This window comes from Pseudomonas sp. QL9 (assembly GCF_041409665.1).
Classification (GTDB): domain Bacteria; phylum Pseudomonadota; class Gammaproteobacteria; order Pseudomonadales; family Pseudomonadaceae; genus Pseudomonas; species Pseudomonas knackmussii.
Genome location: NZ_CP166971.1, coordinates 1,447,364 through 1,472,498 on the forward strand (window position 1 = coordinate 1,447,364; position 25,135 = coordinate 1,472,498).

At 65.8% G+C, this 25,135-nt stretch carries 24 protein-coding genes and 1 other RNA gene; 16 read left to right on the forward strand and 9 right to left on the reverse strand.

Annotation, left to right across the window (positions count from 1 at the left end):
* The first annotated feature begins 78 nt into the window (after window positions 1–78).
* On the forward strand, window positions 79–1,530 hold the full coding sequence (locus tag ACA097_RS06855; protein ID WP_371369319.1) for an ArnT family glycosyltransferase: 1,452 nt from the start codon (window positions 79–81) through the stop codon (window positions 1,528–1,530).
* Between the two features lie 159 nt (window positions 1,531–1,689).
* Window positions 1,690–2,706 (forward strand): IS110 family transposase, encoded by a 1,017-nt coding sequence (locus ACA097_RS06860; RefSeq protein ID WP_371367040.1) that lies wholly within the window; start codon window positions 1,690–1,692, stop codon window positions 2,704–2,706.
* A 465-nt stretch (window positions 2,707–3,171) separates the two neighbouring features.
* On the opposite strand, the gene ACA097_RS06865 is transcribed toward ACA097_RS06860, so the two are convergent.
* Together ACA097_RS06865 and ACA097_RS06870 are read right to left on the reverse strand one after the other, a co-directional pair.
* Window positions 3,172–4,791, reverse strand: coding sequence for an MFS transporter (locus ACA097_RS06865; protein WP_371369321.1), 1,620 nt, complete (start codon window positions 4,789–4,791; stop codon window positions 3,172–3,174).
* 115 nt (window positions 4,792–4,906) lie between these two features.
* A complete protein-coding gene (locus tag ACA097_RS06870) occupies window positions 4,907–6,565 on the reverse strand; it encodes a GMC family oxidoreductase (protein ID WP_160285991.1) in 1,659 nt (552 codons plus the stop codon).
* A 110-nt stretch (window positions 6,566–6,675) separates the two neighbouring features.
* Between ACA097_RS06870 and ACA097_RS06875 the strand changes: the two genes are divergently transcribed.
* From ACA097_RS06875 to ACA097_RS06885, 3 genes are all read left to right on the forward strand, one after another.
* Entirely contained in the window at window positions 6,676–7,587 is a 912-nt protein-coding gene (locus ACA097_RS06875) for a LysR family transcriptional regulator (protein WP_371369323.1), read from the forward strand.
* Between the two features lie 173 nt (window positions 7,588–7,760).
* Window positions 7,761–8,591 (forward strand): hypothetical protein, encoded by an 831-nt coding sequence (locus ACA097_RS06880; RefSeq protein ID WP_371369325.1) that lies wholly within the window; start codon window positions 7,761–7,763, stop codon window positions 8,589–8,591.
* A gap of 298 nt (window positions 8,592–8,889) precedes the next feature.
* Complete coding sequence (locus ACA097_RS06885) at window positions 8,890–9,375, forward strand: Bro-N domain-containing protein (protein ID WP_371369327.1); 486 nt, start codon at window positions 8,890–8,892, stop codon at window positions 9,373–9,375.
* Window positions 9,376–9,511: 136 nt separating this feature from the next.
* Here the strand turns inward: ACA097_RS06885 and ACA097_RS06890 are convergent, their stop codons facing one another.
* On the reverse strand, window positions 9,512–10,690 hold the full coding sequence (locus tag ACA097_RS06890; RefSeq protein ID WP_371369329.1) for a GGDEF domain-containing protein: 1,179 nt from the start codon (window positions 10,688–10,690) through the stop codon (window positions 9,512–9,514).
* Window positions 10,691–10,909: 219 nt separating this feature from the next.
* On the opposite strand from ACA097_RS06890, the gene ACA097_RS06895 reads away from it, so the two are divergent.
* Window positions 10,910–11,482, forward strand: a complete 573-nt coding sequence (locus ACA097_RS06895) for a DUF1003 domain-containing protein (protein ID WP_371369331.1) — start codon at window positions 10,910–10,912, stop codon at window positions 11,480–11,482.
* Between the two features lie 427 nt (window positions 11,483–11,909).
* Here ACA097_RS06895 and ACA097_RS06900 read toward each other — a convergent pair whose 3' ends face one another.
* The 3 genes from ACA097_RS06900 to ACA097_RS06910 all read right to left on the reverse strand — a co-directional run bounded on the left by ACA097_RS06900 (window position 11,910) and on the right by ACA097_RS06910 (window position 14,125).
* Window positions 11,910–12,515, reverse strand: coding sequence for a DUF2238 domain-containing protein (locus ACA097_RS06900; RefSeq protein WP_371369333.1), 606 nt, complete (start codon window positions 12,513–12,515; stop codon window positions 11,910–11,912).
* 161 nt (window positions 12,516–12,676) lie between these two features.
* Complete coding sequence (gene eco / locus ACA097_RS06905) at window positions 12,677–13,159, reverse strand: serine protease inhibitor ecotin (protein WP_371369335.1); 483 nt, start codon at window positions 13,157–13,159, stop codon at window positions 12,677–12,679.
* A 261-nt stretch (window positions 13,160–13,420) separates the two neighbouring features.
* Window positions 13,421–14,125 (reverse strand): hypothetical protein, encoded by a 705-nt coding sequence (locus ACA097_RS06910; RefSeq protein ID WP_371369337.1) that lies wholly within the window; start codon window positions 14,123–14,125, stop codon window positions 13,421–13,423.
* Window positions 14,126–14,473: 348 nt separating this feature from the next.
* On the opposite strand from ACA097_RS06910, the gene ACA097_RS06915 reads away from it, so the two are divergent.
* Window positions 14,474–15,154, forward strand: coding sequence for a gamma-glutamylcyclotransferase (locus ACA097_RS06915; RefSeq protein WP_371369339.1), 681 nt, complete (start codon window positions 14,474–14,476; stop codon window positions 15,152–15,154).
* Between the two features lie 425 nt (window positions 15,155–15,579).
* Window positions 15,580–16,008 carry a cytochrome c gene (locus tag ACA097_RS06920; protein WP_371369341.1) on the forward strand — a complete coding sequence of 143 codons (429 nt, stop codon included), beginning with the start codon at window positions 15,580–15,582 and terminating at the stop codon, window positions 16,006–16,008.
* Between the two features lie 125 nt (window positions 16,009–16,133).
* On the opposite strand, the gene ACA097_RS06925 is transcribed toward ACA097_RS06920, so the two are convergent.
* Entirely contained in the window at window positions 16,134–16,568 is a 435-nt protein-coding gene (locus ACA097_RS06925; protein WP_043249733.1) for a helix-turn-helix domain-containing protein, read from the reverse strand.
* Between the two features lie 83 nt (window positions 16,569–16,651).
* On the opposite strand from ACA097_RS06925, the gene ACA097_RS06930 reads away from it, so the two are divergent.
* The 3 genes from ACA097_RS06930 to ACA097_RS06940 are packed head-to-tail and all read left to right on the forward strand — an operon-like array spanning window position 16,652 to window position 18,001.
* Window positions 16,652–17,149, forward strand: coding sequence for a DUF2938 domain-containing protein (locus ACA097_RS06930; RefSeq protein ID WP_371369343.1), 498 nt, complete (start codon window positions 16,652–16,654; stop codon window positions 17,147–17,149).
* A 34-nt stretch (window positions 17,150–17,183) separates the two neighbouring features.
* On the forward strand, window positions 17,184–17,777 hold the full coding sequence (locus tag ACA097_RS06935; protein ID WP_043249731.1) for a flavodoxin family protein: 594 nt from the start codon (window positions 17,184–17,186) through the stop codon (window positions 17,775–17,777).
* On the forward strand, window positions 17,774–18,001 hold the full coding sequence (locus tag ACA097_RS06940) for a DUF2798 domain-containing protein (protein WP_043249730.1): 228 nt from the start codon (window positions 17,774–17,776) through the stop codon (window positions 17,999–18,001). Before ACA097_RS06935 ends, ACA097_RS06940 begins: the two co-directional genes overlap by 4 nt.
* Before the next feature lie 183 nt (window positions 18,002–18,184).
* Here the strand turns inward: ACA097_RS06940 and ACA097_RS06945 are convergent, their stop codons facing one another.
* Together ACA097_RS06945 and ACA097_RS06950 are read right to left on the reverse strand one after the other, a co-directional pair.
* Window positions 18,185–18,901, reverse strand: coding sequence for a DUF533 domain-containing protein (locus ACA097_RS06945; protein ID WP_371370489.1), 717 nt, complete (start codon window positions 18,899–18,901; stop codon window positions 18,185–18,187).
* An 85-nt stretch (window positions 18,902–18,986) separates the two neighbouring features.
* Window positions 18,987–19,694: a tellurite resistance TerB family protein gene (locus ACA097_RS06950; protein WP_371369346.1), complete on the reverse strand. Its 708-nt coding sequence runs from the start codon at window positions 19,692–19,694 to the stop codon at window positions 18,987–18,989.
* Between the two features lie 373 nt (window positions 19,695–20,067).
* Here ACA097_RS06950 and ACA097_RS06955 point away from each other — a divergent pair, with 373 nt between their 5' ends.
* The 5 genes from ACA097_RS06955 to ACA097_RS06975 all read left to right on the forward strand — a co-directional run bounded on the left by ACA097_RS06955 (window position 20,068) and on the right by ACA097_RS06975 (window position 25,134).
* Window positions 20,068–20,979, forward strand: coding sequence for a LysR family transcriptional regulator (locus ACA097_RS06955; RefSeq protein ID WP_371370490.1), 912 nt, complete (start codon window positions 20,068–20,070; stop codon window positions 20,977–20,979).
* A gap of 122 nt (window positions 20,980–21,101) precedes the next feature.
* Window positions 21,102–22,610, forward strand: a complete 1,509-nt coding sequence (locus tag ACA097_RS06960) for a gamma-aminobutyraldehyde dehydrogenase (protein ID WP_052355186.1) — start codon at window positions 21,102–21,104, stop codon at window positions 22,608–22,610.
* A 117-nt stretch (window positions 22,611–22,727) separates the two neighbouring features.
* Window positions 22,728–23,873, forward strand: coding sequence for a putative ABC transporter substrate-binding protein YdcS (ydcS, locus tag ACA097_RS06965; protein WP_160285977.1), 1,146 nt, complete (start codon window positions 22,728–22,730; stop codon window positions 23,871–23,873).
* A 61-nt stretch (window positions 23,874–23,934) separates the two neighbouring features.
* A non-coding RNA gene (locus ACA097_RS06970) (sX9 sRNA) lies at window positions 23,935–24,010 on the forward strand.
* 95 nt (window positions 24,011–24,105) lie between these two features.
* Window positions 24,106–25,134 carry an ABC transporter ATP-binding protein gene (locus ACA097_RS06975; protein ID WP_371369348.1) on the forward strand — a complete coding sequence of 343 codons (1,029 nt, stop codon included), beginning with the start codon at window positions 24,106–24,108 and terminating at the stop codon, window positions 25,132–25,134.
* Window position 25,135 lies beyond the last annotated feature (1 nt).

A 25,135-nucleotide genomic window follows, 5' to 3' on the forward strand; every position in this document is an offset into this window, starting at 1 on the left:
GCCCGTGTACCCTAGCCGCCGGACGCCGGCGGCTATGTGCGCCGGCCAGGGATTCGGTCAACGAAAAGAGGTCGCTACATGCAGGTCAAGGTCGAACTGGAGCGTCGGGTCTGGCTGCTCGTCACGCTCGCATTGCTGGTGCTGCTGTGCTTCTGGGGCATCGGCGACCTCGCCCTGCTGAGCACCAACGAAGCCCGCCGCGCGGTGACCGTGCGCGAGATGTTCGTCGCCCACGACTGGCTGCTGCCGCGCATGAATGGCGAGCTCTACCTGGCCAAGCCGCCGCTGTTCTACTGGCTGGCGCTGATCCCCACGCACCTGTTCGGGGCCGTCTCGGAACTGACCGTGCGCCTGCCCTCGGCGATCTTCGGCCTGGCCTCCATCGCCGGCGCCTTCTACTGCGGTAACCGCATCGGCGGCCGCGCGCTGGGCCTGTACAGCGCGATCATCCTCGGCGCCAATGCCACCTTCAGCCTGTTCGCCCGCAGCGCCGAGATCGAAAGCTCGCTGACCGGCTTCTGCTTCCTCTCGCTGCTCTGCGCCTGGATCTACCTGTTCGTCGACGGCCGCCGGCGCTGGTCGCTGCTCAGCTACCTGCTGCTGGGCGGCGCGCTGCTCAGCAAGGGCCCGGTGGCGCTGCTGCTGGTGACCCTGCCGGTGCTGGTGTTCACCCTCATCCGCCGCCCGGAGCGTGGCCGCCAGTACCTGTGCGACGTGCCCGGCTGGCTGATCGCGCTGTTCCTCGGCATCGTCTGGTACGCCGCCGTCACCGCCCACGAAGGCTTCGACGTGTGGAAGGCGATCTTCAAGCAGGACATCGTCGACAAGATCGGCGGCCAGGGCGCGGACCACTGGTACGCCTACCTGCTGTACATCGCCGGCGACTTCGCGCCCTTCTGCCTGCTGCTGTTCTTCCGCCCGCTGCAGTTGTGGCGGCAGATCCGCCAGGACCCGCGCCTGCTGCTGCTCGCCTGCGCCGTGCTGGTGCCGCTGCTGGTGTTCTCGCTGTTCAGCGACAAGCACGCCAAGTACCTGCTGCCGACCTACCCGGCGCTGGCCGTCCTGATCGCCTGGCACTGGACCCAGGTGCTGGAGCCGCTGGCCGGCTGGAAGCGCAAGCTGATGACCTGGTTCCCGCTGGTGCTGCTGGCTGGCTTCGTCGCCTTCTACGGCCTGGCCATGAAGAAGGTCTACGGCTACCGCCTGCACGCCATGCCGCAGATCACCCGCGCCGCCGAGGCTTATCCCCAGCTGCAGATCTACAGCCTGGAGCTGCCGGACATGCGCCTCGTCTACTACGCCGGCCGCCAGGTGAAGATCATCACCCCCGCCGACCTGCTGGGCATCGACGAAGGCCTGCTGTTCATCCGTGGCGACCTGCCGCCGGAGCTGAACATCGACCCGCGCTGCGTCAGCGCGCAGATTCCCAAGTACTTGAGCAAGCACAAGGGCCTGCAAGCGGTACTGCTCGGCAAGTCGTGCACGGCGGGCAATAACGTCGCCCAGGTCCCGGCCGCGCCCGCCTCCTGATCGCTGCTCACACAAGCCAAAACGCCGTTTCCTCCGCGAGGGGGAAACGGCGTTTTTCGTTGGGGCGGCTCTTGTAGGGCAATGAAATGGACTCCTCCCTCCTACGGCGTCAAGCGCCAGACTGATGGTGTAGCCACAAGTCCCGGAGGGGGAGTCAGCATGAACATTAGTCGCGTTGGTCTGGATCTGGCAAAGCAGGTATTCCAGGTACATGGCGTCGATAGCCACGAGCGCGTGGTGTGCCGCCGGCAGCTCAAGCGGGCGCAGATGCTGGATTTCTTTCGCCAGCTGGCACCCTGCCTGGTAGCGATGGAGGCCTGCGGCAGTGCGCACTATTGGGCGCGAGAGCTGCAGGGGCTGGGGCATGAGGTTCGCTTGATCGCACCGCAGTTCGTCAAACCTTACGTCAAGGGTGACAAACACGATGCCCACGATGCCGAAGCGATCTGCGAGGCGGCCAGCCGTCCGAGCATGCGCTTTGTGCCGGTGAAGAGTGCGCAGCAGCAGGCCGGGCAGTCCGTGCATCGCATTCGCAGCCGTCTGGTCCGGGCCCGTACGGCACTGTGCAACGAAATTCGCGGCTTGCTCGGCGAATTTGGCCTGATCGCCAGCCGACGCGGGCGCGCGGCGACCGTCGAACTGCTCGAGACGGTCACCGCTGCCGAGCCGGTGCCCTTGCCGGCGCCAATGGGCGAGTTGTTGAGCGATTTGAAAGAGGAGTTGCAGGCGCTGGATGCCCGCATCGAACGACTGGAGCGAGTGATCAAGCGCAGTGCGCGCGAGGATGCGCGCATCCAGCGCCTGCTGGCCGTGGAAGGCATCGGCCCGCTCACCGCCAGCGCGGTGGTGGCAGCGGTCGGCGATGCCCGGCAATTCCGCACGGCGCGTCAGTTCGCCGCCTGGCTGGGCCTGGTGCCACGGCAACACTCCACGGGCGGGCAACAGCGCCTGGGCGGGATCACCAAGCGTGGCGATACCTACCTGCGCACCTTGTTCACCCATGGCTCCCGCTCGGTCGTACGCTGTTGCGCCAACAAGACCGATGCTCGCAGTCGCTGGCTGCAAGGCCTGTTGCAACGATGCAATGCCAACGCCGTCGCCGTTGCCCTGGCCAACAAGAATGCCCGGATCGTCTGGGCCCTGCTCAGTCGGGAAACCACCTACCAACCCGCCTGAGCGTTACCGGCAACACCGCTGTAGAAACGCTCCACCACGATTGCACAGTGAATGGCATTGATGACGAACCGGTCGAACCGGCCTGTATGAAACCTGGGTTATCCGCGGGCTCCCTGCTGCCGTGAAGCAAAGCCGTTAGGGCGATCAGACATACAGGCGCGCATTTCATCAGGGCTCGGGAGCTGCCACACCGCTCCATGAAGCCGGATATACGGACGCAGTCGTACCTAGGTTCGAAATCCCCGCCAAACACTGGCAAACCGGGAGGAGTCCATATACGAATAACCCCGAAGGGGTTATCCGCCGTCTTGTGCCGGGTGGCGGCGCATAACCGCGAACGCGGTTATGCGCCCTACGGTTGGATCGGCGCGGGGATGTTCGTGGATGGCGCCAATCTCCCCACTCGCGCCGAACAGCCCCCTCTCCCGCTTGCGGGAGAGGGTTGGGGAGAGGGTTCTTTTCGTCTCAAGCGTGGATATCGTTATGCCGCGTCTCACGCAGGAACAGCAGCGCGCAGACCAGGCTGAAAGCGGTGACCAGCACCGGGTACCAGAGCCCGTAGAAGATGTCGCCGGTGTACACCACCAGGGCGAACGACAGCGTCGGCAGCAGCCCGCCGAACCAGCCGTTGCCGATGTGGTACGGCAGCGACAGCGAGGTGTAGCGGATGCGCGTCGGGAACAGCTCGACCATCAGCGCCGCCAGCGGGCCGTAGCAGCAGGTAGCGATGAAGATCAGCGCGACGATGATGGCGACCACCATCGGCCGGTTCACCAGCGCCGGGTCGGCCTGGGTCGGGTAGCCGGCCTCTTTCACCGCGGCGCCGAGGGCGGCGGCGTCGAAGCCCTCGATGCGCTTCTCGCCCACGCTCACCACCAGTGCGCTGCCGGCCGGCGCGGCCTGGGTGCTGTAGGGCACGCCGCCTTTCACCAGCAGGGTCTTGGCCTTGTCGCAGGGGCTGTCGAATTTGGCCTTGCCCACCGGATCGAACTGGAAGGTGCAGGTCGCCGGGTCCGCCATCACCACCACCGGCGCCTGGCGTGAAGCCTGGTCGATCTGCGGGTTGGCGTAGTGGGTCAGGGCCTTGAACAGCGGGAAATAGAACAGCGTGGCCAGCAGCAGCCCGGTGACCAGCACCGGCTTGCGGCCGACCTTGTCGGATATCCAGCCGGCGAACACGAACATCGGCGCGCCAATCACCAGCGAGATGATCAGCAGCACGTTGGACAGCGCCGGGTCGACCTTGAGCACCTGGGTGAGGAAGAACATCACGTAGAACTGCGCGGCGTAGAAGGTCACCGCCTGCCCAGCGTTGATGCTGAACAGCGCGGTCAGCACGATCTTCAGGTTGCTCCAGTTGGTGAACGACTCGGTCAGCGGCGCCTTGCTCACCTTGCCCTCGGCTTTCATCTTCAGGAACGCCGGCGACTCCTGCATCGACAGGCGAATCCAGGTGGAGATCGCCAGCAGCACGATCGACAGCAGGAAGGGCACGCGCCAGCCCCAGGTCTCGAACTCCGCGCCGGTGAACTGCCGGCAGGCCCAGATCACCAGCAGCGACAGCAGCAGGCCACCGGTGGCGGTGCATTGAATCCACGCGGTGTAGGCGCCGCGCTTGCCGGCCGGGGCGTGCTCAGCGACATAGATCGCCGCGCCGCCGTACTCCCCGCCCAGCGCCAGGCCCTGCAGCAGACGCAGAACGATGAGCATGATGGGCGCGGCCACGCCGATGGTCGCGTAGGACGGCAGCAGGCCGACGCCGAAGGTCGACAGGCCCATCAGCAATATGGTCACGAGGAAGGTGTACTTGCGCCCGATCATGTCGCCCAGGCGGCCGAACACCAGCGCACCGAAGGGCCGCACCAGGAAGCCGGCGGCGAAGGCCAGCAGGGCGAAGATGAACGCGGTGGTGTCGTTGACCCCGGCGAAGAACTGCTTGCTGATGACCGCCGCCAGCGATCCGTAGAGGAAGAAGTCGTACCACTCGAAGACGGTGCCCAGCGACGAGGCGAAGATCACCTTGCGCTCGTCGCGGCTGCTGGATTTCCCCCGCTCGAACGACTGGGGCTGTGCGAAATCGGTCATTGCGGCCCTCCTGCCCCTGTGGGGGCTGTTCTTGTTGTTGTCTCAGCCTCGACCGCCACGGCCCGTGGGCCGCGCGACGCTGGTTTTCCGTGCAACCGTCCCGGCGGGATCGCCGTCAGGACGGGACCTTTACCTCCCGACCAGCGATGGGAATGACTTCGGCGCGCCGCGCCGCATCGGCCAGGATCATCCGCGCGGCCTTCTCGGCGATCACCAGCACCGGCGAGCAGCTGTTGCCGGAAGTGAGCGTGGGCATGATCGACGCGTCGGCGATGCGCAGGCCGGGAATGCCGTGCACGCGCAGCTGGCTGTCGACCACCGCGCTCGCGCCCTGCCCCATCCGGCAGGTGCCGGCCGGGTGGAAGATGGTGGTGCCGATGTCCGCCGCCGCGCGGTACAGGTCCTCTTCGCTGGCGAACGCCGGGCCGGGCTTGAACTCCTCCGGGCGATATCGCGCCAGGGCCGGTGCGGCGGCGATGCGGCGGGTCAGGCGGATGGCGTCGGCGGCGACCTTCAGGTCCTGTGGATGACTCAGGTAGTTCGGCTGGATCAGCGGCTTGTCGCGCGCATCGGCGCTGCGAATCTGCACGCTGCCCCGGCTCAGCGGGCGCAGGTCGCAGACCGACGCGGTGAACGCCGGGAAGGCGTGCAGCGGCTCGCCGAAGCGCTCCAGCGACAGCGGCTGCACGTGGTATTCGAGGTTCGCCGAAGCCTGCGACGGATCGGACTTGGCAAAGGCGCCCAGCTGGCTCGGCGCCATGGACAGCGGGCCGCTGCGCTTGAACAGGTACTCCAGGCCCATGCCCACTTTTCCCCAGGGCGTGGCGGCGATGCGGTTGAGCGTGCGCGCACCTTCGATGCGGTAGATCAGGCGCAATTGCAGGTGGTCCTGCAGGTTCTCGCCGACGCCGGCCAGTTCGTGGCGCACGCCGATGCCGAGCTTCTCCAACAGCCCGCGCGGGCCGATGCCGGAGCGTTGCAGGAGGGTCGGCGAGCCGATGGCGCCGGCGCAGAGGATCACTTCGCGGCGAGCGCGCAGTTCGCGGCGGGCGCCCTGCCAGTCCACTTCCAATCCACAAGCGCGGCCGTTTTCGAGGATCAGCCGCTGCGCTTCCACGTGGGTCAGCACCATCAGGTTCGGGCGGTCCATGATCGGCCGCAGGAAGGCCTTGGACGCATTCCAGCGCACGCCGGCGCGCTGGTTGACCTGGAAGTATCCACAGCCCTCGTTGTCGCCGCCGTTGAAGTCGTCCACCGAAGCGATGCCGGTCTGCGCCGCCGCGTCGCGGAAGGCGTCGAGGATTTCCCAGGACAGCCGCTGCTGCTCCACCCGCCATTCGCCGCCGCCGTGATGCAGGGCGCTGTCGCCAGCGAAGTGGTCCTCCATGCCGAGGAACAGCGGCAGCAGGTCGTTCCAGCCCCAGCCGGCGTTGCCCTCGGCCACCCAACCGTCGTAGTCGCGGGCCTGGCCGCGCATGTAGATCATCCCGTTGATCGAAGAGCAGCCGCCGAGCACGCGCCCGCGTGGGTACTTGATGGCGCGGCCGTTGAGGCCGGGGACGGATTCGGTGTCGAAGCACCAGTCGGTGCGCGGGTTGCCGATGCAGTAGAGGTAGCCGACCGGGATGTGGATCCACGGGTAGTTGTCCGGCCCGCCGGCTTCGATGAGCAGCACACGGTTGGCCGGGTCGGCGGACAGGCGGTTGGCCAAGAGGCAACCGGCGGGGCCGGCGCCGACGATCAGGTAGTCGAACGATTCCAGTGCCTGGGGCATGGCGATCTCTTGTTGTTGTTCTGCGCCGCTTGAGGCTAGTCGCTCATTCGCGATAAAAAAACGAACATTTCGGGGCAGCTGCTGCTCGTTTTCGCACAACGGGATCAGACATGTTCGATTGGAACGACCTGCGCTATCTGCTTGAGCTGCACCGCAGCGGCCGCCTGCTGACCGCCGCCAAGCGCCTCAACACCACCCACGCCACCGTGGCCCGGCACATCGAGAACATCGAGCGCGATCTCGGCACCCAGCTGTTCGCCCAGCACACCGGCGGCTACCAGCTCACCCCGGCGGGCCTGGCCCTGCTCAAGCACGCCGAAGCGATGGAAAACACCGCCCTCCTCGCCCAGGAGGAAATGAGCCAGAGCATCAGCCCGCTCGGCCAGGTTCGCCTCGGCGTGACCGAAGGCCTGGGCACCCTGTTCCTCGCCCCGCGCCTGGGCGAACTCATGCGCCAATACCCCGGCCTGGAGCTGGAACTGGTCTCGGTGCCGCGCTTCGTCAGCATCACCAACCGCGAGGCGGACATCGCGATCACCCTGGAAAAACCCAACGCCGACCAGTTGATCAGCCGCCGCCTGACCCGCTACCGCCTGAGCCTGTTCGCCAGCCCCGGCTACCTGGAAAAAGCCCCGCCGCTGCGCAACCGCGAAGACCTCAACCAGCACCAGTGGATCGGCTACGTTGACGACCTGCTATTCAGCCAGGAACTGATGTTCCACCACAGCTTCTGCCGCCACCCGCAAGTGGTGTTCCGCAGCACCAGCGTGGTCGCCCAGCAACAAGTGGCCCAAGCCGGCGTAGGCATAGCGATCCTCCCCCAATACATGGGCCTGCACGACCCAAGGCTGGTGCCGGTGCTGCCGGAGGAATTCATCGAGCGGGAGTATTGGATGTGTACGCGGCGGGAATTGCACCGGTCGGTACGGTTGCGGTTGGTTTGGGATTTTTTGGTGGGGTTGTGTGAGCGAGAGCGGGGGGTTTTGCTGGGGGGAGAGAAGGCGGAGTTGGAGCGACAGTAGTAGGGTGGAATAAAGCGGGTGATTTTATCTGCCGAATTAGCAATCTCGGCAGCCACATGCAATCCTTTTCAGACAGCTAGATTGCTCTAAAACATGAAGCCTTCTCTTATATCTCTAGAACCATCCGCACCAATTGACTCTATGCCCTACAAAAATCAGCGAGATTACCTGAGATGAACAGCAGCCATCAAAGCAAGAGTGGGCTAAGCAAGATTGAACAAGAGGCAGTAGTTTTGTTGGCAGCTGTAGAGTTAATCCGTTCAATGGTCAACCGCGAGATGTTCGACGTTGGAGACAGTGATGACACAAACATCCTATTCAGAACGCAAACCCATCATCGCTTCTTTTCGATCGCCCTAGTGGACTTCCTTTCCGCGACAGATGAAAGAGGGCCTATTCCAAAATCCCCATACCTTCGAAAAATTACGCAGATATCGACACAACCAAGCTTCGATTCCGAAGGGTCAGTTTCGGAGCTAAGGTTGGCGACAGAACGGTTTAAGCACTGGCTTGAAGAGGAAATTACGGTAGATGTTTGGCTCCCACTGCTTAACCAACAGTTTTCACTTAGACCGACAAGGCATTGCATACATAAAATTTCAGGAAATCTCTCCAAACATAACTTCCTACGATCTATTGGTGTCCTAGAAGAAATAAAATCTCTATTTTCGAGCGCAGGCCACACCATAGAAACCTCCGAAATAATCCCCTCTCTTGAGCAAATCTACGAACAGTTTCATGAAAATATTGGCCTCTATCACACAAGCATAATCGCCGAATTTCTGAACGATATTCTATGGGGCATCCAAATCTACCTAGAACCCGAGTTCCAACGTAGCTGGACGCCCGACCTGATCGAGCCGCTGCGTTATTCATATCAGTATCCAACTGAATTGAAAGACCCGCTAGCTCGAGCTTGCTATTGGGAGTTGATGAACAGGGTTCGCTCAGGCCCAATCTTTCATCGTTTTAAAATCTCCAACTCCTTTAAGCAGCGATACTAATTTTCAGCTTATCTCTGCATGCGACCGAACTGTCCGGCCCACCCATGGCGCATTTAGTTATCATGAAGCGGGACGAAAAAAAGTAGCGCTAAGGTCTATAACTATGCCCGCCCTCTGCGGAGAAATTACCTCCGTCATTTTCTGTCGTTTATCATTTCTTACGGAGCCGACTGGTCAAATACAGGTGCCAGTTGACCCATTATTCTCAAGCGTCCAAAATCGCCGCCGGTGCTGAACACACCCTCACGGCGGAACACATGCCCGTCAGCATGGAGCGTATCTACAAGGACGCACATCCATGTCCCTTTCCACTTTCACCGCTCCTACTCAAACCCTTCATTTCCCCACCCACTTCTACCGCCACAAACGCCGCCTGCGCGCCCTGTTGATCGAGGGCGAGGCCTGGTTCGTCGTGCGCGATCTCGGCAAATTGATGAATGCCTGGCTGGAGGAGCGCGCCGCGCGCAATCTCGATGCAGACCAGGTGCGCCGCGCCGTGATTCGCGATGACAACGGCCTGGCCGACGAGGTCGAGCTGATGAGCGAGTCGGGCGTGTACGCCACGCTGATCCACTTCCACCATCCAGAGAACCGCTGCATTCGCCAGTGGATAAGTCATTCGGTGCTGCCGAGCCTGCGCGATGCGGCGCAAGCGACGCCAAGTGAAGTGCCGCGCCGGCGCCTGCTGCGCTGGGAACAGCAGCAGCTGAGCGTGCTCGACTGGCAGGGACAGATGTGGGTGCCGGTGGGCGACTTGCCGCAGGTGATGCGGATCGGTTCGTAGCCCCGGCAATTGGCGGCGCATGACCGCGCCTTACTGGGTTCCCGCGTTCGCGGGAATGACGCTGGTGGGAGTTGGTGCTTCACATCGTCTCCCCCGCGAACGCGGGGGCCCAGAAGCTCGCCTGTACCGCACGGCGTCACCGCGCCGGCAGCGCCTCGCCGCCAGCCTGGGTGCGGTCGACCACGCGGAGGCTGTCGCGGCCGCCGCGTTTGGAGGCGTAGAGGGCTGCGTCACTTTGCTCGATCAGTGCGGCGAGGCTTGCCGGCGGCTGGTCGAACAGGTGGGCGCCGATGCTCAGGGTCACCGGTTCCGGCGTGGCGAAGCCTTCTGTGGCCGTTTGCTGGAACTGCTCGCGCAGGGTGCTACCCAGCGCCACTACCCGCTCGCTCGCGGCATCGCCGAGCAGGATGACGAACTCGTCGCCACCGAGCCGCGCCGCCAGTGCGCCTTCGGGCAGGGCCGCGCGGATCATCTCGCTCAGCGCCACCAGCAGGCGGTCGCCGGCGATGTGGCCGTGGAGGTCGTTGACCAGCTTGAAGTTGTCGATGTCGATCAGCAGCAGCGCGCCCGGGCGGGCGCTGGAGACTTCTTCCAGCAGGCGCGGGGCGCGCACTTCGAGGGCGCGGCGGTTGTACAGGGCGGTCAGCGGGTCGCGCGCGGCGAGGCGGGCGATGCGTTTTTCCCGGCGATAGCGCTCGGTGCCGGTCATCGACAGGGCGATCAGCATGATCGCCATCGCGCCTTCGACCAGGGAGATCTGGATGATCACGCCGCCCAGGGAGGCAAGATCGATCAGCGTGCCCGGCACTATCGCCGTGAGCACCTTGGCCACATAGAACAGGCCGTGGACCAGCAGCACGTAGCGCAGCTGCACCGCGCCCACGCTCAACGACTTGCCGTGCGGCCTGAGCAGGAAGCTGGCCCGGATCGACAGCAAGGCCACCAGCGAGGAGTTGAGCACGAACACCGCCTTCGACCACGGCGGCTCGCCCGGCAGCAGGAGCAAGGCGCCCCAGGCGACGAAAATCAAATACCAGGCCTTCGACAGCCGCGCTTCGGTGAAGCGCGCGACGCCCAGCAGGAACAGCCAGTGGGCGACCACCAGCAGGCCGTTGGCGAACCACACGCCGATCAGCAGCAGGCCGCTCATGCGCAGCAGGGCGAGGGTCGAGCCGACGGTGATGGTGGCAAACCCGGCGCTCCAGAACAGCAGCGAGCGCTCGCGGACAGTGCCCCATTCGACCGCCAGGTACAGCGCGGCGGCCGCGGCAAGGGCGACCGAGATTGTCAGCATCGTGGGCGGATCGAGCGTCATTTTCCGTCGGGACTGCGTTGGCGGAGGGAGTCGTGATTGTATGCGTTCGAGGCGCTTTTCGCAGGAGCCGCCGAGTGGCATCGGCAGGGACAAGAGCCGCGCTTGCATATCGGTTTCCTGACGCTACGGCCAAGCGTGCCGCGCTCTGACGCGGACATCGGCAAAACAAGAACCCGCTCTATGATTTCCACAGGCCCGTCGTACCCCGTGGAGTTCGCCATGAAACAGACCGCCGACGCCTTGACCGAGCCAGCCAGCCCCAAAGTCCAGCGCGATCATCTGCGCTACCAGCGGCGCCACGCACACCTCTCCCCCACCTTCGGCAGCGACCGCTTCGGCCTGCAGGCCGAGGCCTTTGCGCGTTTCTTCGGCACGCCGCTGTTCCTTGGCGCGCAGACGCTGGTGGTGGCGGTCTGGATCACCGCGAACGTGGTGGGCTGGAGCCACTTCGACGCCTATCCCTTCATCCTCCTGAACCTGGCATTCAGCCTGCAGGCGGCCTACGCCGCGCCGCTCATCCTGCTGGCACAGACCCGCCAGGCGGCGCGCGACAAGGCGCTGGCCGAGGCCGATGCGGAACACCGCGAGGCCCTGGCGCACGCCAGCGAGGAACGCCAGGCGCTGGCCGAGCAGAACGCCGCGCGCCTGATCGAGTTGCTGCAACAGAACACCGAGCTGACCGAGCTCACCCGGCAGTTGGCCGCACGCATCGAGCAGCTAACGGTGGAGGTGCATGGGCGGGTGGTACCGCGGCGCTCCGAGGACGGGGCGAGTGAAGCGGAACGCCCGTAGGAGCGGGCTTGCTCGCGAACAGCCGCCGGTGCCGGACGGTTCGCGAGTCGAGTACGCATGTTGCATCAGCCTCCGGGACGGCCGACGAGTAGCGACGGCCAGGGCCAGAGCGCCCTGGGCGAGCCGCTGCTCCCGCCCTTGTGGCACACAAGCACTCGTTCGGCTGGGACACCGGCCTGCACCGGATGAGCATCGCGGCAGCCTTCATCACGGCCAACATGCCGCCGGGCACGCCCGACTCGTCGAGCGCCCAGGAGGCCTGGGGCGTTGCGGCGTTCATATGGACAGCCGCGAGCGACCACAGGCCCCGCGACGGGTCGGTGTCTCGATCAAGAAGATCCGGGGTACGCATCACGCCAGGCGGGCGGTGGCGCGGGCGCCTGTCCTCGCGACATCACCGTCGATGCGGCTGTCGTATGACCTTGCCCTAGGCGCGGCGAGCCTTTGCCAGGCGAATGATCGCCAGCGCGATGAGCGCGCCAAGTATCGCCAGTCCCGCGTCCTTCTGGGCGTCCCATGGGTCACCCTGGGTTCCCAGGTAGGCCGCGCCCAACTCGGGCGCAACGATCATCGCCGTCAGCATCTCGATCTGCTCGTAGAGACTGCTCAGCGCCATGACCCAGGTCAGCGCGCACAGTTCCAGCCAACCGCCACTGGGCCGGGCGAGCCGTTCCAGCAATTCGCGCAATGGGTAGACCAGCAACAGGCCGAAGGCGAAATGGACGATACGGTCGAAGTGGTTGCGGCTCGCCCCGGTGACTTCCTGCAGCCAGTAGCCGAAAGGCGTTTCCGAATAGGTGTAGTGCGAGCCGTACAGGTGAAGGGTCAGGAATACCGCGAACAGCCAATAGGATGGGGTAGAGAAGCGGAAGCGCGGATAGGTACCCAGCAGCACGGCTGCGATGGCGAACACCAGCAGGTTCTCCAGCAGCCAGTCTTGCCGGCTCGAGGGCGCGATGGCGGCCCAGGTCCAGACCATCAGAAGGAGAATGCAGATCGGCAGGTGACGGCGGCTGTCGCTCTTTTGCAGCATGGGCAGCGGCGCTCCTCGAACGCGCGGAAGGTGTCGAAGCCCCCATTCACGGGCTGGGTTGAACACAGCGAACCCCATCACGGCCTGCGGCTCGAAGCCTGGTGCTGCATGGGGTCCGCAGGTTCAATCCATTCTAGGCTGACGCCCCGGCGGAGCGCCGATCACTCGGCGCGGGCGTGCTGGACGGTCTCCGAGGCCGACCAGATGCGGTAGCGCACTTCGACGTCCTTGGGCGCGTAGATCACGATCGGCAGCTTGCTGTTGTAGCGCAGCACGAAGCCATCACCGATCACCGGCACGAAAGCGCTCTGCTTCTTGCCGTCCGGGCAGGCCATCATCGTGCTCGCCGGGCCGCTGACCTTCTCGATGCGGTAGTACGGGTAGCCCCAGCCCTCCAGGGTCTTCTCGTCCAGGCTGCCGCCCAGGCGCTGGCGGTTGCAGTCGACGTTCAGCGTCTTGCCGGCCAGCACTTCGACCTTGAAGTTCTCTTCATGGGTTTTCTGCGGCAGGTGGATGACCTGGCGCGTGAAACCGTCCTCGGCCTTCGGGTAAGGCGCCACGTCTTCGAGCTTGGCGGCGTTGGCCAGGGTGCTGGCGCCCGCGAGCAACAGGGCGGTGGTGAGGGTGAAACGACTGAAGGGCATAAAGCCTCCTTGCAGGTTGAACGGCGGACGCACCCGCGCAGGAGGCGTCCGTGCAGCGTAGTGGAACGGTGCAATTCACGGAGCGCTACTGCTAGCGGCAGGTGGCATGCAGCGGATGGGACCGCAAAGACCCTACTTTCGTTCCGCCTTTAGCCGCTGGGCTGCTCCGAATTCTCCAATGCCGCGCCTTGGCTCGAAAGGAGAAATAGGCTCGCCTGCTGCGCGCAGGTTCGCGAGCAAGCTCGCTCCTGCAGGGGCTGGCTATTCGGGGCCGGCGAGCGGTCCGGCGTCGCCCGCCTGCATGTCGGCGCCGGCGGTTTCGCGCCAGATACCTTCGACAAAACCCTTGTGCTGCCGGTAGAAGGGCTGGCTGACCACCAGGTAGACGTCGCGCTCCAGCACCACTTGCGGAAGGATCTGCACGCGCTCGCTGGCGCCTGCTGCTTCGAGGGTCCGGCGCAAGCGCGGCTCGACATCCACGACCAGGTTGGTGCGCCCGGCGAGCAGCATGCGTACCATGTCCACCGAGGTTCGCGTACTGGCAGCGGCGACGCCGGCATGGGTGAACTGCTCGCTCAGCGCCTGCATCCCCTGCAGGTAGATCACCGGGCCCTGCACACCGCTGAACTGCTGGCCATCCCAGTTGGCGCCGCTGCCGACCTGGCGCGCCGCCACGGCGCGCACTGCTCCCAGCGCGCGGGACGGGTCGAGTTTGCCGTCGCGCATGGGGAAGACGAAGGCTTGCAGGTTGTGTTCGGCGGGGGCGATGGGGATCAGCGCATCGAACTTGCCGGCGCTCAGCTCCACCTGGCAGCGCAGCCAGGGGCGCACGCGGTAGTCCACCTGCCAGCCGTGACGGCGGGCGGCCGCGCGCAGTGCCTGCTGCACCTGGCTTTCGGAATGGGCGTAGCTGAAGGGAGGGACATCCTGGTCGGCGATGCAGACGCGCAGGACGGGGCTCGGCACATTTTTCGCCGAGACGGCGGACGGGAAAACGAATAGCAAACCGGCCAGCAGAAGCAGGTTCTGCTGCCATGTAGAACGCGCGGAAATCAGAGTGAAACCCTTGTACAACTTTAAGGACAACCTCGCCGGAGACGGGAGCTTCGAGCGAGTACGACAGTTCTAAATCGCTGAAATAGTGAACAGCCGCTAGCGTTTGGTTTTTTCATTGGACGACAACGGCTTTTCATTTCATGACAGCGCGCATGCCACTCGGCGGAAGCCCGCACGCGGCCACACATCGGCCGGCGGAGATGGCAACGGCGGTAGTGGCTAAGGTTTCCCGAGTCCACGCGCGCGCAGGGGAACACCATGGAATTGACCGCCGACCTCGTCGCCCTGGTCGAACGCACGGAGCCCGACCCAGGCCCCGAACCGGGCACCAGCGAGCACTCCGATGCGGAGTTCGAGCAGATGGCGACGGCGGTGCTCGCCGAGCACTCCCCGGAGCAGTTGTGGGTGTTCGCCTATGGCTCGCTGATCTGGAACCCGGAGTTCTCGATAGCTGAACAACGCCGCGCCGTGGCCAAGGGTTGGCATCGTTCCTTCTGCCTGAAGCTGACGCGCTGGCGCGGCACCCGCGAGCTGCCGGCGCTGATGCTGGCGCTCGACCGCGGCGGCACCTGCGTGGGCCTCGCTTTCCGCCTGCCGTCGGGCGATCACCACGGGCAGATCGTGCAGCTGCTCAAGCGCGAGATCGACGCCAACCCACCCACCAACGTCCCGCGCTGGCTCAGCGTCGAGACGGCGGAAGGCAAGCTGAAGGCCCTCGCCTTCGTGGCGCTCCCGCAAGGCAACGCCTACGCCGGCCGCCTGCCGTTGCCGGAGGTGGCCAACGTGCTGTCCCGCGCGGCGGGGCACTGGGGTTCGGCGGCGATGTACGCGTTCAACACCATCGGCAAGCTGGAGGAATGCGGTATCCGCGACCGCAACCTCTGGCAGATCCAGAAGCTGATGGCGGTGGAGTTGCGCAAGCTGCATGCGAGCGGGTGACACCGGCGGGAGCGCCGCCATGCGCGCGAATCGCGGGCAAGGTCCGCTCCTGCAGGGCCGGCGCATCCTGGCCGTCGCTGCGCTTTCTTCAGGTGGTGCCGTTGGGCGCAATGGCATCGGTCTTTCCTCTTGCGCCAGCACGCGCAGGCAAAGCGCATTCCTGCTTGTTGATGCCGATCAAGAACGCAGGGTTGGCCGTCGGTAGTATCGAAGATGCACGGAACGGACTGGATGCCTGCAAGTGCAGGGCGGTGGTTCCCCGCACTGCCGTCCTCGTGTGCCCCGGTTCATCCGGGGTGCACTGCTTGCCGCAGCACAGCCGTTCTTTCGCCGCGCAAAGCTCCATGCATCGCGTGCCCGTGGATCCGGTACGCGCTCGCGCAAGGCCAGCGGATGGCATTCGCCACAAGGTCCGGAGGCCTCCCATGAAAGCCACCTGTCTTGCTCTCGCAGTGCTGTTCAGCGCGCCTTTCTGCCTTGCGGCCTCACCGGATGGGGCCACCCTCTACCGCGACAACTGCAGCCAGTGCCATGGGGCGGGCGGCATGGGCGGCAGTATCCAATTGGGCATTGCAAAGCGCGGCGCGGGCGGCCTGATGAATGGCCCGGACACCCCGTCGGCAACGGGCCCGGGCAAGATGCCGATCCAGGGACCGAAACTGGTCGGCAAGGCCTCCGACTGGACGACGGAACTCTTCGAGCGTGCCGTGCTCAAGGGCGTCGACGACAACGGCAACCCGCTGAGCGGGGAGATGCCGCACTGGGGCTCGTCGGGATTCAGCCAGGACCACGGCAAGTTGCCGACCAAGTCGGAAGTCGAGGCGATCCAGAAGTACCTGCAGGTACTGAACTAGCGCACGCGGCAAACTCGTAGCCACCCCGTAGGAGCGGATCTCATCCGCGAAATCACCCGCACAGAGCGCCGTGCCTGCGGTGCGCAGAGCCCATGCAGCATGGGATTCGCTGCGCCCATCCCATCCTACGGCGCCAGCTTGCTGCCTGGTTTGCGGCGTTGGCCCTTGCGCTCCAGGGCCTTGCTGGCTGCAGCCCTGACCAGGCGCTGGAAGGTCGGGCATTCGGCGTGGCTGGGCGCCGGGCAGGCGGCGGCGTGGCGCAGGCCGCGGCTCATGGCTTGCAGGCGGCGGATGCTGGCGTCGAGTTCGTCGGCCTTGGCCGCGAGCAGCTTGCGGTCGAGGTCCGGGGTGCCGCCCGGGCCGAACATCGCGCGGATTTCCTCGAGGCTGAAGCCGGCCGCCTGGCCGAGGGAGATCAGCGCCAGCTGGTCGAGGATGTGCGGGCCGAAGTAACGCCGCTCGCCGGGCTTGGCGAGGGAGACGATCAGGCCCTTTTCCTCGTAGAAGCGCAGGGTCGAGGCCGGTACTCCGGAGCGTCGGGCCACCTGTGCGATATCCATCGAATACCTCTTGACCTCAAGTTCACTTGAACTTGTAGCTTGATCCCGAAAGCCCGCAACGGTCAATCGGAACGAGGTGTCCCATGGCTTCCATCATGCAATTCATCCTGCATTCCACACTCATCGGCATCGGCGCCACCGCTGTCATGGACGCCTGGCTGATGTTCCTCAAACGCGTCGGCGTGCAGACACTGAGCATGGCCTTCATCGGCCGCTGGGTCGGTCACGCGCTGCGCGGCCAGGTACGGCACACCGCCATCGCCCGCGCCGAGCCGGTGCGCGGCGAGCTCGCGCTGGGCTGGCTGATGCACTACGTCACCGGCATCGCCTTCGCCGCCCTGCTGCTGGCCATCGAAGGCCTGGCCTGGGGGCGCAGTCCGACCCCGTTGCCGGCTCTGATCGTCGGCCTGGCCACTGTCGCCGTGCCGCTGCTGCTGATCCAGCCGGCCATGGGCGCCGGCCTGCTCGCCCGCAAGACGCCGACGCCACGCGCCAACTGCCTGCGCAGCCTGGCCAACCACGGCGTGTTCGGCCTCGGCCTGTACCTCGCCGCCCTGCCCTGCGCCTGGTTGCTGGCCTGAACCCTCGCTCGTCCCACCCCATCGGAGTTTCGCCATGAAGCAAGTCGCCGTGATCTACCACAGTGCCCAAGGGCACACCCAGCACATCGCCGAACACATAGCCGCTGGCCTCGAGGAAACCGGCTGCGTCCGCGCACACCTGTTGCCGGCGCAGGCCACCGAAGCGGATGCGCTGCTGCGCTTCGACGGTTTCATCCTCGGCTCGCCCACCTACCTGGGCGGCGTGTCCGCACCGTTGAAGGCCTTCATGGACTCCACCGGGCGCCTGTGGAGCAAGCAGCTGCTGCAGGGGCGGCTGGCCTCCGGCTTCACCGTTTCGGCGCTGCCGGCCGGTGACAAGCAGTCGACGCTGATGTCGCTGTTCACCTTCTGCATGCAGCACGGGATGCTCTGGGTCGGCAACCCGATCCTGCCCGAGCAGCACCTGGGCGTGCCTTACGAGGAAGCGGCCAACCGCCTCGGTTCCTGGACCGGGCTGATGGCCCAGGCCGACAAGGGCTCGCCGGGGCATGCCTTCCCCGCCGGGGATATCCGCACGGCGCGGCTGTTCGGCCGCAACTTCGCCGACACCTTGATGCGCCTGCACCAGGGCCAGCCCGCCGGGATCGCCCAGGAGGTGCTGGCATGATCGCCCGTCGCTACGCGCCGCTGCTGTTCGCGCTGATTCTCTCGGGGGTGATGTCGCTGATGGTCAGCGGCGTCGCCACCTTCCGTACGATGGGCCTGGTGCCGAACTTCGCGAGCCTGTGGATGGGTGGCTGGCTCTCGGCGTGGGCGCTGGCCTTTCCGCTGGTGCTGCTGATCTCGCCGCTGACCCGGCGGCTGGTGGAGAGGCTGGTGCGGCCGGCGTGAGGCGGGTTGGCGCATAACGCATAGCGTTATTCGCCCTACGGAAGCACCGGTGCTGCGTAGGGCGAATAACCACGAGGTGGTTATCCGCCTTCCGTGGACATTGTAGGAGCGCGCCATGCGCGCGAATCACGGGCATGGCCCGCTCCTACAGCGAGGGTTCAACGCGCGATCCCACAGGGAGATTCAGGCGCCGCCCTTGGCCTGGTCTTCCAGGTGCGCCTGCAGCGTCGGGTCCAGCCCCAGCTGGTAGGCCAGTTCGTCGAGGTAGTTGCGTTCGGCGTCCTGCTGGTCGTCCACCAGCATCACGCTGGCCAGGTACATCTCGGCGGCGAGGCCCGCTTCGCCCTGTGCGGCCTGGGCCACGTCGGCGGCATCGAGGGGCTTCTGCACTTCTTGATCGAGCCAGGACTGCAGTTCGGGCTCGCCGGCATGGCGGTTGATCTCGGCGTAGATCGCCTGTTTTTCCTTGTCGTCGATGCGCCCATCGGCTTTGGCGGCGGCGATCAGGGCGATAAGGATGGCGTGGCTGTGGGCTTCGGCGTCGTCGCCGGAAAGTTGGTCGACGGTGCGTGGCGCCTGTTGCGGCGCGGCCGACTGCTGTTGCCGCTGCCAGCTCTGGTAGGCCTGGAACGCCATCATGCCTAGGGAGGCGAGCATGGCGTAGTTGGTGCCACCGCCTGACGAGCGCCCCTGTGGGCTGCCACCTCCGCCCAGCACGCTGCCAAGTACGTCGCCCAGCCCTCCGAGGCCGCCACTCGAACCGCCACCGCCGGAAGCGCCGCCCAGCAAACCACCGAGCAACCCGCCAAGGCCGCCCATTCCGCCGCCTCCGCCGCCCTGTTGCGCCATCGAGCCCTGGCCGGCTTGCAGAAGTTGTTCGAGCAGATCGGTGGTGTTCATGGCGGCGCCCTCGCCGTGGTTGCGGTCAGGCAACGATAGTCCCGGCTGGCGTTTGCGCCATGACCGTCCAGCCGGGGCTCGCAGCTCAGCCCTGGGCGGCTTGCAGGGCGCGGCTGGCCTGGCTTTCCAGCTCGGCCTTGAGGGCCGGGTCGAGGCTCAGCTGGCGCGCCAGTTCGTCGAGGTAGGCGCGCTCCATGTAGCTTTCCTCGTCGACCATCAGCAGGCTGGCCAGGTACATCTCGGCGGCCATTTCGCCGCTGCGCGCGGCACGCGCCACCTCGCGCGGGTCGAGCGGCTTGGCCAGCTCGCGGTCGAGCCAGTCCTGCAGTTGGCCGTCGCTGGTGAGCTTGGCGATCTCGCCGTCGATGAGCTGGCGTTCGCGCGCGTCTATATGGCCGTCGGCCTTGGCCGCTGCCACCAGCGCAGTGAGGATCGCCTGGCTGTGCACTTCCACTTCCGCCGGCGGCAGGCGGTCGAGGGTCTGCGGTTCGCCGCGCGGCGCGCTGGCCTGCTGGCGCTGCCAGTTGCCGTAGGCCTTGTAGGCAAGCACGCCCAGAGCGGCCAGGCCGCCGTAGGTGACGACCTTGCCGCCGACCTTGCGCGCCTTCTTGCTGCCCAGCAGCAGGCCGAGGGCGCCAGCCGCCAGGGCACCGCCACCGGCCCCGGTGAGCAGGCTGGAAACATCCAGGCCCTTGCCTGGCGAGCGGCGGTCCTCGGACTGGCCGAGGGCCTTGTTCTGCAGCAGGTCCTGGCCGGATTTGAGCAGTTGGTCGAGCAGGCCACGGGTGTTCATGGCGATCTCCTGGGTCGAGGGTCGAAGCCTTCGACTCTAGCCGCCACCACGGCATGCCCCCAGGCGCAGTGTGCTTCGGGATATTGCTGATAGGGGCTTAGGCCCATTCAGACGCATCTCTGTAGGAGCGAGGGGGACGCCCAGTTCTTGCTCGCGAACCTGGGCCTGGCAGCGCGACCGTTCGCGAGCAAGCTCGCTCCTACGAAGAGCAAACCCGCCGCGATATGCGGACGGAAGCGCTGCTCGGAATCAGCGCTTTCATTCGATTAAAAAGAATGCTCCTATAGATTTTCGATAAAGCCTAATAACCAAGCCTGGAGTGCCGCCCGCGATGGCGGCATTCTGCCCACACCTCGTCAGCGGCCCCGCCACCATGATGACCCTGCGCCAGATCCGCCATTTCATCGCCGTCGCCGAGACCGGTTCGATCTCTGCCGCCGCGCAGGCGGTGTTCATTTCCCAGTCGACCCTGACCCTGGCCATCCAGCAGCTGGAGGAAGAGATCGGCGTCCGCCTGTTCGAGCGCCACGCCAAGGGCATGACCCTGACCCACCAGGGTCACCAGTTCCTGCGCCAGGCGCACCTGATCCTCGCCACGGTGGAGAACGCCAAGCGCAGCCTGCAGCAGAGCACCGACCAGGTCGCCGGGCACCTGACCATAGGCGTGACCAGCCTGGTCGCCGGCTATTACCTGGCCGACCTGATCAACCGCTTCCAGCGTGCCTACCCCAACGTGCAGACCCGCGTGGTAGAGGACGAGCGCCCCTATATCGAACACCTGCTGGTAAGCGGCGAGATCGACGTCGGCGTGCTCATCCTTTCCAACCTGGAGGACCGCCACGCGCTGCAGACCGAGGTGCTGACCCACTCGCCGCACCGCCTCTGGCTGCCGGCGCAGCATCCTTTGCTGGAGCGCGACAGCATCAGCCTGGCGGACGTTGCCGGCGAACCGCTGATCCAGCTCAACGCCGACGAGATGGGCCTGCACACCCAGCGCATCTGGTCGCGCGCCGGCCTGATCCCGCAGGTGACGCTGCGCACCGCCTCCGTGGAAGCCGTGCGAAGCCTGGTGGCGGCCGGCCTGGGCCTGTCGATCCAGCCCGACATGACCTACCGCCCCTGGTCGCTGGAAGGCGACATCATCGAGGCGCGCCCGCTGGTGGACCTGAGCGAACCGCTGGACGTGGGCCTGGCCTGGCGTCGCGGCACCGCGCGCCCGGCACTGGTCGACCCCTTCCTTACCGTCGCCCGAGAACAACCGAACGCCAAGCGGCCTTCGATCTAGCAGCATTCGATTTAATCGAAGGCCACTTTCAGTATTTAGAATTTGTCGACCTCAAGCCCGGACTCTAGTCTCTCGTTCCATATAAAAGGGCCTATTCCGGGCAGCCCGACCGGAGCACAAGCATGGCCCCCGACAACAAGACCGAGAAGAAAAGAGCCGCGAAGATGAATGCCGCTGCGACTATCCCGACCCTGCACACCGAGCTGCTGATCGACGGTCAGCTGACGGTCGGCCAGGGCATGGCAGAGGCCATCCTCAACCCCGCCAGCGGCGACACCCTGGTCGCCGTCGCCGACGCCTCGCTGGAGCAGCTGGAAAGCGCCATCGAAGCGGCGAACCGCGCCTTTCCTTCCTGGTCCCGCACCACCCCCGCACAACGCTCCGCCGCGCTGCTGGCCATCGCCGATGCCATCGACAAGCGCGCCGACACCCTCGCCCGCCTCGAAGCCCTGAACTGCGGCAAGCCGCTGCACCTGGCGCGGCAGGACGACATCCCCGCCACCGCCGACGTGTTCCGCTTCTTTGCCGGCGCTGTGCGCTGCCAGCAAGGCCAACTGGCCGGCGAATACATTCCCGGGCACACCAGCATGGTGCGCCGCGACCCGGTCGGCGTGGTGGCCTCCATCGCGCCCTGGAACTACCCGCTGATGATGGCGGCGTGGAAGATCGCCCCGGCCCTGGCCGCTGGCAATACGCTGGTGTTCAAGCCGTCCGAGCACACTCCGCTGTCGATCCTGGCGCTCGCGCCGGCGCTGGCCGACATCCTCCCGCCCGGCGTGCTCAACATCGTCTGCGGCGGCGGCGAGAGCGTCGGCAGCCACCTGGTCAGCCACGCCAAGGTGCGCATGGTCTCGCTGACCGGCGATATCGTCACCGGGCAGAAGATCCTCCAGGCCGCCGCGCGCACCCTCAAGCGCACCCACCTGGAACTGGGCGGCAAGGCGCCGGTGATCGTGTGCAACGACGCCGACCTCGAAGCCGTGGTCCAGGGCATCCGCACCCACGGCTACTACAACGCCGGCCAGGACTGCACCGCCGCCTGCCGCATCTATGCCCAGGCCGGCATCCACGACCGCCTGGTGGCCGAACTCGGCGACGCCGTATCGGGCATCCGCTTCGCCCGCAAGCGCGACCAGGACAACGAGATCAGCCCGCTGATCAGCGCCCGTCAGCGCGACCGCGTGGCCAGCTTCGTCGAACGCGCCCTCGGCCAGCCGCACATCGAGCGCGTCACCGGCGCCGCCGTGCATTCCGGCCCCGGCTACTACTACCAGCCGACCCTGCTGGCCGGCTGCAAGCAGCAGGACGAAATCGTCCAGCGCGAGGTGTTCGGCCCGGTGGTCACCGTGACCCGCTTCGACCAGCTGGAACAGGCGGTGGACTGGGCCAACGACTCCGAATACGGCCTGGCTTCCTCGGTGTGGACGCAGAACCTGGACAAGGCCTTCCAGATCGCCAACCGCCTGCAGTACGGCTGCACCTGGATCAACACCCATTTCATGCTCGCCAGCGAGATGCCGCACGGCGGCCTGAAGCGCTCGGGCTACGGCAAGGACCTGTCCAGCGACTCGCTGCAGGACTACAGCGTGGTGCGCCACATCATGGCCCGCCACGGCGACCGCCTGGATTGAACGACCCGGCGGGCACGCCCGCCGGCACACAAAAACGCCCGACGGCCCGGCCGGACGAGGCGAGTTGCTCGATTGATCACTGCCCCACCAATAGAGACAACAACGAGGGAGTTCCACATGCGCAAGACAGCACTGCTCAGCGCCATCACCACCGCCCTGCTGGCCAGCGCCGGCGTACAGGCGGCCGACGCCGCCAAGGCCGTCGGTGCCGGTGAAGGCCGCCTGGACATCATCGCCTGGCCGGGCTACATCGAACGCGGCCAGTCCGACAAGGCCTACGACTGGGTCACCCAGTTCGAGAAGGACACCGGCTGCCAGGTCAACGTGAAGACCGCCGCCACCTCCGACGAGATGGTCAGCCTGATGGCCAAGGGCGGCTACGACCTGGTCACCGCCTCGGGCGACGCCTCCCTGCGCCTGATCTACGGCAAGCGCGTGCAGCCGATCGACACCTCGCTGATCCCCAACTGGAAGAACGTCGACCAGCGCCTGCAGAACGCGCCCTGGTACACCGTCAACGGCAAGACCTACGGCACCCCGTACCAGTGGGGCCCGAACGTGCTGATGTACAGCACCAAGGTCTTCCCGAAGGCGCCGGACAGCTGGGCCGTGGTCTTCGAGCCGCAGAACCTGCCTGACGGCAAGCCGAACAAGGGCCGCGTGCAGGCCTACGATGGCCCGATCTACATCGCCGACGCCGCCCTCTACCTGAAGGCCACCCAGCCGGCCCTGGGCATCCAGGACCCCTACCAGCTGACCGAAGCGCAGTACAGCGCGGTGCTCGACCTGCTGCGCAAGCAGCACTCGCTGATCCACCGCTACTGGCACGACGCGACCGTGCAGATGAGCGACTTCAAGAACGAAGGCGTGGCCGCTTCCGGCTCCTGGCCGTACCAGGTCAACTCGCTGAAAGGCGAGAAGCAGCCGATCGCTTCGGTCTTCCCGAAAGAAGGCGCCACCGGCTGGGCCGACACCACCATGATGCACGCCGAAGCCGCACACCCGAACTGCGCCTACAAGTGGATGAACTGGTCGCTGGAACCCAAGGTCCAGGGCGACGTCGCCGCCTGGTTCGGCTCGGTCCCGGCCGCGCCCGAAGGCTGCAAGGCCAGCACCCTGCTGGGCGCCGAAGGCTGCGCCACCAACGGCTTCGAGCAGTTCAGCAAGATCGCCTTCTGGAAAACCCCGCAGGCCGAGGGCGGCAAGTTCGTCCCGTACAGCCGCTGGACCCAGGACTACATCGCGATCATGGGCGGCCGTTAAAAGTCATCCAGGTAGCTGCTGTGCGGCCCTGATCCGCGCCCGGGCAGTGCTCGGAATCCTCACGTACTGAAGTACGCTGCGGTTCCTGTGCGCTGGCCGGACGCGGCTGAGGGCCTGCTCGCGACGCTCCCTGAACGACTTTTCGTCTCTCCGATTCAATTCGTTTCACCCGTAATCAGATTCACGGGCAGGGCCTTCGCGCGCCGACGTCCTGCCCCTTGGAGCGTGCACCATGACCACCCCCGCTGTTCAATTCACCCAGGTCTCCCGCCAGTTCGGCGACGTGAAGGCTGTTGACCAGGTGTCCATCGACATCAAGGACGGCGAGTTCTTCTCCATGCTCGGCCCTTCCGGTTCCGGCAAGACCACCTGCCTGCGCCTGATCGCCGGTTTCGAGCAACCCACCGCAGGCTCCATCCGCATTCATGGCGAGGAGGCCGCCGGCCTTCCGCCCTACCAGCGCGACGTCAACACCGTGTTCCAGGATTACGCGCTGTTCCCGCACATGAACGTGCTGGAGAACGTCGCCTACGGCCTGAAGGTGAAAGGTGTCGCCAAGGCCGAGCGCCTGGCCCGCGCCGAAGAGGCCCTGGGCATGGTCGCCCTCGGCGGCTACGGCAGCCGCAAGCCGGCCCAGCTCTCCGGCGGCCAGCGCCAGCGCGTGGCCCTGGCCCGCGCCCTGGTGAACCGTCCGCGCGTACTGCTGCTGGACGAACCGCTCGGCGCACTGGACCTCAAGCTGCGCGAGCAGATGCAGAGCGAACTGAAGAAGCTGCAGCGCCAACTCGGCATCACCTTCATCTTCGTGACCCACGACCAGGGCGAAGCGCTGTCCATGTCCGACCGCGTGGCCGTGTTCAACAAGGGCCGCATCGAGCAGGTCGACACCCCGCGCAACCTCTACATGAAGCCGGCCACGCCCTTCGTCGCCGAATTCGTCGGCACCTCCAACGTGCTGCGCGGCGACCTCGCCACCCTGATCGCCGGCAACCCGCAGCCCTTCTCCATCCGCCCCGAGCACATCCGTTTCGCCAGCGGCGAGCGCAGCGCCTCGGACGTGGAGATCAGCGGCCTGCTGCACGACATCCAGTACCAGGGCTCGGCCACCCGCTACGAGATCCGTCTCGACAACGGCCAGAACCTCTGCCTGAGCCAGGCCAACAACCAGTGGAACGCCGCCACCCTCGCCCACCAGCCGGGGCAGCGCGTGACCGCACGCTGGGCGCGCGAGGCCATGGTGGCCCTGCACGAGGGCGCGTGAG